The sequence below is a fragment of the Hydrogenophaga laconesensis genome (genome assembly GCF_031457235.1).
Lineage (GTDB): Bacteria > Pseudomonadota > Gammaproteobacteria > Burkholderiales > Burkholderiaceae_C > Hydrogenophaga > Hydrogenophaga laconesensis.
Window position 1 is genome coordinate 1 of sequence record NZ_JAVDWE010000033.1, and the last position, 9719, is coordinate 9719.

Sequence of the window (9719 nt, forward strand, 5' to 3'; positions counted from 1 at the left end):
CTGGCCGGCATGAAGGACTCCAAGGTGATCGTGGCGATCAACAAGGACCCCGAGGCCCCGATCTTCTCCGTGGCCGACTACGGCCTGGAGGCCGATCTCTTCGAGGCCGTGCCCGAACTCGTCAAGGCCGCCTGAGCTTTTTTCCAACCACTCCAACGAGACACCATGACAGACCGCGAACAAACCCTGGAACTCCTGGTCGATGCCGCCCGCCGATTCACGCGCGACGTACTGCTGCCGGCAGAAACAACGGTTGAAGAAACCCAGGAGATTCCTGCCCACGTCGTGAAAGGACTCCAGGAACTGGGCCTTTTCGGCATGACCATCCCCGAAGAATACGGAGGCCTTGGACTCAGTATGTTCGAGGAGGCGAGCGTCGTTTTCGAGATCGCCTACGCGCAGCCCGCCTTCCGCTCCTACTTCGGGACCACCAACGGTGTGGGAACCCTGGGCATCGTCAACGAAGGCACCGAGGAGCAGAAGCGCAAATACCTTCCCAGGCTGGCGACCGGGGAGATGATGGCTTCGTTCTGCTTGACCGAACCGGACTCGGGATCCGATTCGGCCTCACTCACGACCAAAGCCGTCCGCGATGGTGACCACTACGTCATCAACGGCACCAAGCGCTTCATCACCAACGCAATACACGCCGGGGTGTTCACTGTGTTCGCCCGCACGGCGCCGAAGGAGGCAGGGTCCAGAGGTATCTCCGCGTTTCTTGTGGACCGCGAGACGCCCGGCATCACCGTCGCGCAGCCTTACAAGAAGATGGGCTTCGCCGGCTCACACGAATCGGATGTGATCTTCGAGAACTGTCGCGTCCCCGCCAGCGCCATGCTTGGCACAGAGGGCACTGGGTTCCGCAACGCCATGATGTCGCTGGACCACGCCCGCCTGCACATGGCGGCCGTGGCGACGGGGCTCTGCGCACGACTGCTGGACGAAGGCACACGCTACGCAATGGAGCGCAAGCAGTTTGGTCAGCCGATCGCGAATTTCCAGATGATCCAGTCAATGCTGGCCGAGAGCCAGACGGAACTCTTCGCGGCGCGCGCCATGGTCGAGAAGGCCGCGCGAGAGAAGGACGCCGGACACAAAACCACCAAAGAGGCCGCATGCTGCAAGTACTACGCGACTGAGGCCGCCGGCCGCATCGCGGATCGCATGCTGCAGGTCCATGGGGGCAATGGCTACATCAAGGAATACGCCATCGAACGCCTCTACCGCGATGCACGCCTGCTCCGCATCTATGAGGGCAGCAGCCAAATCATGCAGCTCATCGTCGCCCGCGAACTGCTCCGCGAACATGCCTGAGCGGCAAGGGCAACCCGATCGAAAGGAGCCGCCATGGACGCATGAGGGAACGCCATCTGAACCGGTACTGGATTGACATAAAAGGAGACAAGACCATGACCCCCTTCCGAACCTTGCTGAGATACTTCCTGGGCGGATGCCTGCTCATCGCGCCACTGGCTGCCACCGCGCAGGACTACCCTTCCAAACCCATTCGCATGATCGTTCCCTTCTCGGCCGGAGGACCGACCGATGGGCTGGCCCGCTCGCTGGCCAAGAGCATGGGTGAGGTGCTGGGCCAGTCCATCATCGTCGACAACCGCCCCGGTGCAGGCGGCAGCATTGGCATCGACGCCGTGGCCAAGGCGGCCCCCGATGGTTACGTCATCGGCATGGCGCACACGGGCACCACCGCCATCAACCCGCACCTCTACCCGCGCCATCCCTATGATCCCCGCAGCGATCTCACGCCCATCACACCCGTCGTCTCCTACACCAACGTGCTGGTGGTCAACCCCAAGGTGCCCGTAAACAACGTGGCCGAGTTCGTGGCCTGGAGCAAACGCAGCGACGTGAAGGCGAACTACGCCTCGGGTGGCAATGGCGCGACCAATCACCTCTCAGGCGAGCTGCTCAAATCGCTTACCGGTGCCCGGCTGGATCACATTCCGTACAAGGGCAGCGCACCCGCCCTGGTGGACGTGATGGCAGGAACGGTGTCGGCCATGTTCGATATTCCCATCACCGCACTGCCCCAGATCCGGGCGGGCTATGTCAAGCCGCTGGCGGTGACCAGCGCGAAACGCAGTAGCTACCTGCCCGACGTGCCCACCATGCGCGAGTCGGGCGTGCCCGGCTTCGACGAGGCGGGCAGCGACCTGTGGTTCGGCCTCGTGGCGCCCGCGAAATTGCCTCCGGCGCTGGTCGACAGGCTCTACCAGGCCGCGCTTAAGGCAATGCAGATGCCGGAACTCCAGCAGGCGATCCGTGGCATGGCCTACGAGCCGTGGACCCTCACACCCGTCGAATTCAAGACGTTCATGAACGTCGAGTACGAAAAATGGGCAAAGGTCGTCAAACTCTCCGGCGCGAAGGTCGACTGAACATGAGTGGTCCTCTGACAGGCATCCGGGTGCTCGATCTGTCGAGCGTGATCATGGGCCCCTACGCGAGCCAACAGCTGGCCGATCTGGGTGCCGACGTGATCAAGATCGAACCGCCCGGTGGCGACGTGATGCGACAGGCCGGCCCCATGCGCAATCCGGGCATGGGGCATTTCTATCTGACGACCAACCGGAACAAGCGCTCCGTCGTCCTCGATCTGAAAAGGCCGGCGGGCAGGGAAGCGCTGCTGCGGATGGCATCGGGTTCGGATGTGCTGCTCTACAACATCCGGCCGCAGGCCATGGCACGGTTGGGCCTGGGCTACGACGATGTGAAGCAGGTCTCTCCGAAGATCATCTACGCAGGCGCCTACGGATTCAGCCAGCGCGGCCCGTACGCGGCGAAACCCGCCTACGACGATCTGATCCAGGGGATGTGCGGCATCCCATGGTTGTCGGGCACCGCTTCGGGCGACAAGCCGAGGTATGCGCCCATGGTGCTGGTGGACCGTGTGGTAGGCCTTCAGCTGTGCAACGCCATCACCGCCGCCCTGTTCTTCCGCGAGCGCACGGGCATCGGGCAGCGGGTGGACGTGCCCATGTTCGAAGGCATGCTCTCCATCGTGCTGGGCGAGCATCTGGCCGGGCGCCTGTACGAACCCAGCACCGCACCAGCGGGATATCAGCGCAGCCTGGCGCGCGACCGGCGCCCCTACGAGACGAGCGATGGACACATCTGCGTGCTTGTCTACAACGACAAGCACTGGCGCAACTTCCTGGCCGCCATCGGCCAGCCTGACATCTTCCTAAACGACCCGAGGTTCTCCAGCCAGGGGCAGCGGCTGGAGCACATCGAGCACGTCTACGGTTTCCTAGGCGACATCTTCCGCACACGCAGCACCGACGCTTGGCTGGGCCTATTGGACGAGGCCGACATTCCGGCGGCACGGATGTACAGCATCGACGACATCCTTAGCGACCCCCATCTGTTGCAGACAGGATACCTCCAACGCGTGGCGCATCCGAGCGAAGGGGAGATGCTCGACATCGGCATACCGACGGAGTGGTCGCATTCAGTGCCTGAGCACCGGCACTATGCGCCGCTGCTGGGGCAGGATACCGTGGAGGTACTGCGCGAGTTCGACTACTCCGAGCAGGAGATCCAGGCCCTGCTGTCCGAGACCGTGGCGAGGGGGCCTGGGTGTTGAGCGACTCAAGCAAAGCTTTACAAGGGGTGTCGGTAACTTGCGTTGGTACCCTGCTGAGCGTGAGAGAGGTCGGCGAACTGCTGCAGATGCGAAAGGTGCAAGTAAGACGCCTTGTCCGCTCTGGCGCCTTCGGCACTGCCGAGCGCGATGCGCGAGGCCACTTCAGAGTTCGCGCGCAGGCTGTGGCCACGTTCCAGCGAGAGACCGAGGCTGGAAAAATATCACGCCGTGTTCGCACTTGGTACAGCGAAATGTTCTGGCTCTACGACCAGAACACGCCGTGAGCCTAAAGGCGATCAGCAGAGCAAATCTATTCAGTACAAACAGACACTACTTGGAAATGCCAGCCGTCTTAGCAAGCAAAAAATTCTTGATGCTGTCGTGTACGCCGCGAGATCTTCCGCGGCTGCCCGGCTACAGCGATAGAAGCCCAATGTGGTAACTGAAGGGCTGCAAGCCTGAACCTGCTCGGCCGGAGCGGTGGTGTACAGCCAATAGGGCTAACATCTAACCAATGGCTCTCGTAAGATACTTCGCCCTCAAGAACTCTTCTACGATGCCTTTGCAGCATTTCCTGCGTCCACCGAGGACCAAGTAAACGCAAGGGAACGGATGATTGCGCTCTCGCTAGGCTGCGCAGACGAATGGCGCATCGAAGAAGTGGATGTACGCCCTGAGAATGCTCCTTGGTTTGAAGAAGCCTATTTCGCATTCATTGCGCTGGCACGCGGCAGCACGTCCTGACAGGGCAACGCGTAGTGGTTGTAGATGATCATGGTGTCATCGGCTATCCGCTTGCGCCATTTGCGGATCTGGCAGGCGGCTACTCATTTTCCCGTGCTCATTGCGCTAGTGCTTTGCAGCGCATGCAGTCCCTCGAGCAAAGCGCATTGAAGCCAAGAACTGCCGTGACACAGCCTGCGTCAATCGGTCTCAATTGCGCGTGCCCTTAAGCGATCACCTTTGCGCGCCGCTAGTTGGTGTGCCCTTGCTTTATTCAGATGCTGAGGCGGGGAGGCACCCGTGAAATTCCAACGAAATCAAGGCACTCAATGAGAGTTGATGTGGCCTGGATGAATTGATCCCAAGTCTCGCGACGCCTGTGAGCGATCAGCCCGCGCGTGGAACTTGATCTAAGAAGTCGCTGCAGTTGAGGAGTAGCAACAGTGCAAGGCTACAAGTCTTGATCATAGAGCCAGAAGAGTTCGCTCACAGTTGGCGCTCGCGCTCTGCGCAAAACACGCGTCTTTCCAAGCGGGGTGGGCAGCATGCCGTCAAATTTCAAGACGCTCTGCTTGCTAACACGTAGGTGTCCACCTGCATTGCGCACATACTCGCCAAACCTGCCGGAAAGCACAAGCTGTTTTACCTGCCCTCGAGTCAGTTGAAGCTGACGACTGATCTCAGCCACGCTCAGAAGTTGCTGGTCGACTGATACTGCATTGCCGAGTCTTGACACATTCACACAGGCCCCTCGACTGCTGTGCTGATCCGGATCGGTGACTCCACTTTCGAACGAGACCATTTCAGAACATGTAGTGGCCGCCGTTGACATGGATGGCCTGGCCTGAGACGAAGCCCGCGCCGTCTCCGGCCAAGTAGACGCACGCTTCGGCCACGTCGTCCACACGGCCGATCTTTTTCATCGGAATGTGCTGACGGCGTGACTCTGTCCAGCTGTCGCGGGGACCGTACTGGGACCAGTCCCGCTCGGTGTCGATGTGACCGGGTGCCACCGTGTTGGCCGTGATGCCGAACTCGGCGAACTCGGTGGTCAAGGCTTTTGTCATGGCGTGCACAGCCGCTTTGCAGGCAATGTTGTGCACGCGGCCCGGCAGGTGGCCGGCAAAGCCATCGACGCCGGAGATGTGGATGATCCTGCCGAATCCAGCCGCCTTCATGCCGGGGATGACGCTTCGCGCCAGGTAGAACGCCGAGTTGAGGTTGAAGTTGATCACCCGCTGCCAGTCCGCGGGGCTGATCTCCAGAAATGGTTGCTTCAACCGGAGGGATACGTTGGACACCGCAATGTCCACTTTGCCCAGCTGCTGCTGCGCCTGTTCGACCATGGCGCGCACCTGGGCTTCGTCGCCCACGTCGGCCTTGATCCCCATGGCCTGCACACCCAGGCTGCGGGCTTCTTCCACCACGGCCTCCACCGCCGCCATGTCGGAATGCCCGTTGATGACCACGTTGGCCCCGCTGCGGGCCAACGCCAGTGCGATGGCCTTGCCGATGTTCTTGCCGGAGCCGGTGACGATGGCTACGCGCCCTTGCAGGCTGCCCATATCTTGGAGCGGGGTGGATGCTTGGTTCATAAAGAATTTTCGGAGTGGAAATTGAAAAAGGTGCATTGGTAGTACCATTTTGCACGATACAGGCAGATTTGAGCAAGAGGCCCCGGGCTTCAAGGGTCGTCTTGCGCTGAGGGAAATTGAGTTGCTAGAATCAAATGGTCTTACCAATGTACCTATTAACCGCAGGAGATTTGCTTCATGTCCTCGACGAGCCACGTCACCCCCGATCAACTGCCATCCGATGAAGAGCGGCAGATGCTCCGAGACTCTGTCCGGGGCTTTCTTCTTTCGCATTGGTCTCCCGAGACCGCAGTCGCCAGGAACGGAGACGCAGGCGCGCAGGTTTCGATCTGGCGTGGTCTGGCCGATCAAGGCGTCACGGCCCTCGGCAGCGAGCCGATGGAAGGCGGGCTTCGCGAGATGCTGGTCGTTCAGCAGGAACTGGGTCGCGCGGCCTGCGCGGCGCCGATGCGTGATGCGTTCCTGCTCAACACCCTGCTGGGCGTTCTGAAAGACGATCCCGTCGTCAATCAGCTGCTGGCGAATGTGGCCAATGGCTCCGCGCTGGTCTGCCTGTCTTTCGGTCGGCTGGACCACGACCGCCACACGGGCAGGCTCAGCGTGGATGGCGGGCTGTGCACTGGAACGGCTCGCTTCATTGAAGGTGCGTCCGCTGCCACGCATTTCGCGGTGTTTGCCGATGGCGGCGAGCTATGCCTGGTCAAGGCTGACGACCCCGGCGTGAATACCGTCCTGACGCCAGCGCTTGGCGTGCCATGGCTGCATGCCGTGACGTTCTCGAAAGCGGTTGCCCATGTGGTACCGGTGGCGTCTGCTCGAGTGCAAGAACTCCTTTCGGTTTCCCGTCTGGCGTATGCCGCAAGGGCCTGGGGCGCTGCAGACCGGGCCTTCGAGATGGTGGTCGCCTATGTGAAGGAGCGGCGCCAATTCGGCCAAGCCGTGGGCCGCTTCCAGGCCATCCAGCACAAGCTGGCCAACTGCCTGATGTCGCTGTGGGGCATTCAGCTCAGTCTCGACAACGCGGCCGAGCACTTCGACCGCCATATCCCCGAATGGACAGCGTTCGCAGCGGCCGCATGGGCCTTTGCGAGCGAGACGCTTCGTCAGATCAGCATGGAGACCCATCACGCCTTTGGTGCGATCGGTTATGCGGAGGAGCACGAGGCGCCGCGCCACTTCAGGCGCGTGCATCTGGACATGACCCGCCACGGTGGCGGGGCGCCCGCGCGCGAAGAACTCGCCCGCCGGTACCTGGACGAGGATAACGAGATGCCGGAATTCGACCTCGGTGAGGCTGGCAACGCATTCCGCCGGGAAGTCCGCGAATGGCTGGGCCAGCATTGGCCCAAGGAGCGCCGCCATGCGTACGAAGCCCGCGACACCACCCATCGCGAGTACGACGAGGAGCTCGCCCGTCAATTGGGCGCCAAGGGCTGGCTGGGTCTGACGTGGCCGCAAAAGTTCGGTGGCATGGAGCGCTCCGCGTTCGAGCTTTTGGCTTTCATGCAGGAGCTCGAACGGGCCGAGGCGCCGCGTGCCGGCTCTCCGATTCAGGCCGCTGCTTGGATGCAGTACGGCACGCCCGAACAACAGGAGCGCTACCTGCCGGAGTTGCTGCGCGGTGAGGCGAGCTATGGTATGTGGTACAGCGAGCCTGACTCTGGCTCCGACCTGTCCTCGATCCGGACCAAGGCGGTCCGGGATGGCGACGAATGGGTGATCAATGGCCAGAAGATCTGGACAACGACCTACTGGGCGGACTACATGTGGCTGGTGGCCAAGACCGACCCCGACGCCAAGCCTGCTCACGCCGGCATCAGCATGTTCGTGTTGCCGTCCAATACGCCGGGCGTCACACGCAACCCCATGCGCACCATGTACGACGGCGAGTTCTGCAACACCTTTCTCGATAACGTCCGGGTGCCGGCCAGCGCCATGATTGGCGAGGTGAACGGCGGGTGGAAGGTGCTCACAGGGAATCTGGGCACCGAGCGGGCTTACGTGGGCAGCCGCATTGCCATGAAGATGGCGCGGCAATTCGAGCAGTTCTGCGGTGTGCTGCGTTCGGAATCTGAAGCCGACGGCCCCGTGGTCCGTCAGGACCCGCTCGTGCGAAGTGCCATCGGTGGGTTCGCGGCTCAGATCGAGGCGGCGCGGCAATTGGCGCTGCACAGCATCAAACTGTACGCCCGAGGCGAGGAGCCCACCTGGGAAGCTGCGATGGCCAAGGTGTACGCGGGCGAGCTCATGGAGCGCTTCAACGAGTCCGCGCTGGACATCCTGGGTATGCAGGGCACTTTGTCGGCCGATGCACCCGAAGCGCTCGTAAGAGGGCGCATCGAGCAGAACCTCCGTCATTCGCTCATGTGGGTCATCAGCATCGGCACCAACGAGATCCAGCGCAACCTCATCGCCCTGCGGGGACTGGGCTTGCCTCGTTGACGCGGGCTGGAGTCTGAACACCAATGACCCAAGCCTTCATCTGCGACGCGATTCGCACCCCCTTCGGCCGCTACGGCGGTGCCCTGTCCAGCGTGCGTGCCGACGACCTCGGCGCCCTGCCCATCAAGGCACTCATGCAGCGCAACCCCAACGTCGACTGGGCTGCGGTGGTCGACGTGCTCTATGGCTGCGCCAACCAGGCCGGCGAGGACAACCGCAACGTGGCACGGATGGCCGCCCTGCTCGCCGGCCTGCCCATGGAGGTGCCCGGTGCCACGATTAACCGCCTCTGTGGCTCCGGCCTGGACGCCGTGGGTTCGGCCGCCCGCGCCATCAAGGCCGGTGAGGCCGGCCTCATGATCGCCGGCGGCGTGGAGAGCATGAGCCGCGCCCCCTTTGTCACGCCCAAGGCCGAGACCGCCTTCAGCCGCGCCAACGCCGTCTATGACACGACGATCGGCTGGCGCTTCGTCAACAAGCTGATGAAGGCCCAGTACGGCGTGGACTCCATGCCCGAGACGGCCGAGAACGTGGCGGTGGACTACAAGATCGAGCGCGAGGCGCAGGACCGCATGGCGCTCTCAAGCCAGCTCAAGGCCGTGGCCGCGCAGAAGGCGGGTCACCTGGCGCGCGAGATCGTGCCGGTGACGATCCCGCAGAAGAAGGGCGACGCGCTGGTGGTGAACAAGGACGAACACCCGCGCGAGACCAGCCTGGAGGCGCTGGCGAAGCTCAAGGGCGTGGTCAAGCCCGAAGGCTCGGTGACTGCAGGCAACGCCAGCGGCGTGAACGACGGGGCCTGTGCGCTGCTGCTGGCCGATGAGGCAACGGCGGCGAAGAACGGGCTGACGCCCAAGGCACGCATCGTGGGCATGGCCACGGCGGGCGTGGCACCGCGGGTGATGGGCATCGGCCCGGCACCGGCGACGCAGAAGGTGCTGGCGCTCACCGGCCTGACGCTGGAGCAGATGGATGTGATCGAGCTCAACGAGGCGTTTGCGGCGCAGGGGCTGGCGGTGCTGCGCATGCTGGGCCTGAAGGACGACGACGAGCGAGTGAACGCCTGGGGTGGCGCGATTGCGCTGGGGCACCCGCTGGGCGCCAGTGGTGCGCGGCTGGCGACCACCGCGGTCAACCGCCTGCACACCACGGGCGGGCGCTACGCGCTGTGCACCATGTGCATCGGCGTCGGCCAGGGCATCGCGATCATCATCGAAAAAGTCTGAAAGCAAGAAATGGGAAACACCATGAAGATACTGATCCCCGTCAAGCGCGTGGTGGATTACAACGTCAAGGTACGCGTGAAGAGCGACGGAAGCGGGGTGGACATCGCCAACGTCAAGATGAGCATGAAC

Annotated in this window: 6 protein-coding genes and 2 pseudogenes; 7 read left to right on the forward strand and 1 reads right to left on the reverse strand. The window is 62.6% G+C overall.

The genetic code is table 11. The annotated features are described in order from the left end of the window. The 4 genes and pseudogenes from J2X09_RS26580 to J2X09_RS26595 form a co-directional block, all read left to right on the forward strand. Positions 1-135, forward strand: a pseudogene (locus tag J2X09_RS26580) (electron transfer flavoprotein subunit alpha/FixB family protein); the annotation flags it as partial. 30 nt (positions 136-165) lie between these two features. Next, positions 166-1314 (forward strand): acyl-CoA dehydrogenase family protein, encoded by a 1149-nt coding sequence (locus J2X09_RS26585; protein WP_204735920.1) that lies wholly within the window; start codon positions 166-168, stop codon positions 1312-1314. A 95-nt stretch (positions 1315-1409) separates the two neighbouring features. After that, the gene (locus J2X09_RS26590) at positions 1410-2396 is read left to right on the forward strand and encodes a Bug family tripartite tricarboxylate transporter substrate binding protein (RefSeq protein ID WP_204735921.1); all 987 of its coding nucleotides are present in this window, start codon (positions 1410-1412) and stop codon (positions 2394-2396) included. Positions 2397-2398: 2 nt separating this feature from the next. Beyond that, positions 2399-3604 (forward strand): CaiB/BaiF CoA transferase family protein, encoded by a 1206-nt coding sequence (locus tag J2X09_RS26595; RefSeq protein WP_204735922.1) that lies wholly within the window; start codon positions 2399-2401, stop codon positions 3602-3604. Between the two features lie 1526 nt (positions 3605-5130). Here J2X09_RS26595 and J2X09_RS26600 read toward each other — a convergent pair. Then, positions 5131-5922 (reverse strand): SDR family NAD(P)-dependent oxidoreductase, encoded by a 792-nt coding sequence (locus J2X09_RS26600; protein WP_204735923.1) that lies wholly within the window; start codon positions 5920-5922, stop codon positions 5131-5133. Between the two features lie 177 nt (positions 5923-6099). Between J2X09_RS26600 and J2X09_RS26605 the strand changes: the two genes are divergently transcribed. The 3 genes and pseudogenes from J2X09_RS26605 to J2X09_RS26615 all read left to right on the forward strand — a co-directional run. Then, positions 6100-8364, forward strand: coding sequence for an acyl-CoA dehydrogenase family protein (locus J2X09_RS26605; protein WP_204735924.1), 2265 nt, complete (start codon positions 6100-6102; stop codon positions 8362-8364). A 23-nt stretch (positions 8365-8387) separates the two neighbouring features. After that, positions 8388-9590: a 3-oxoadipyl-CoA thiolase gene (gene pcaF / locus J2X09_RS26610; protein WP_204735925.1), complete on the forward strand. Its 1203-nt coding sequence runs from the start codon at positions 8388-8390 to the stop codon at positions 9588-9590. A gap of 21 nt (positions 9591-9611) precedes the next feature. Then, positions 9612-9719: pseudogene (locus tag J2X09_RS26615) on the forward strand (electron transfer flavoprotein subunit beta/FixA family protein); the annotation flags it as partial.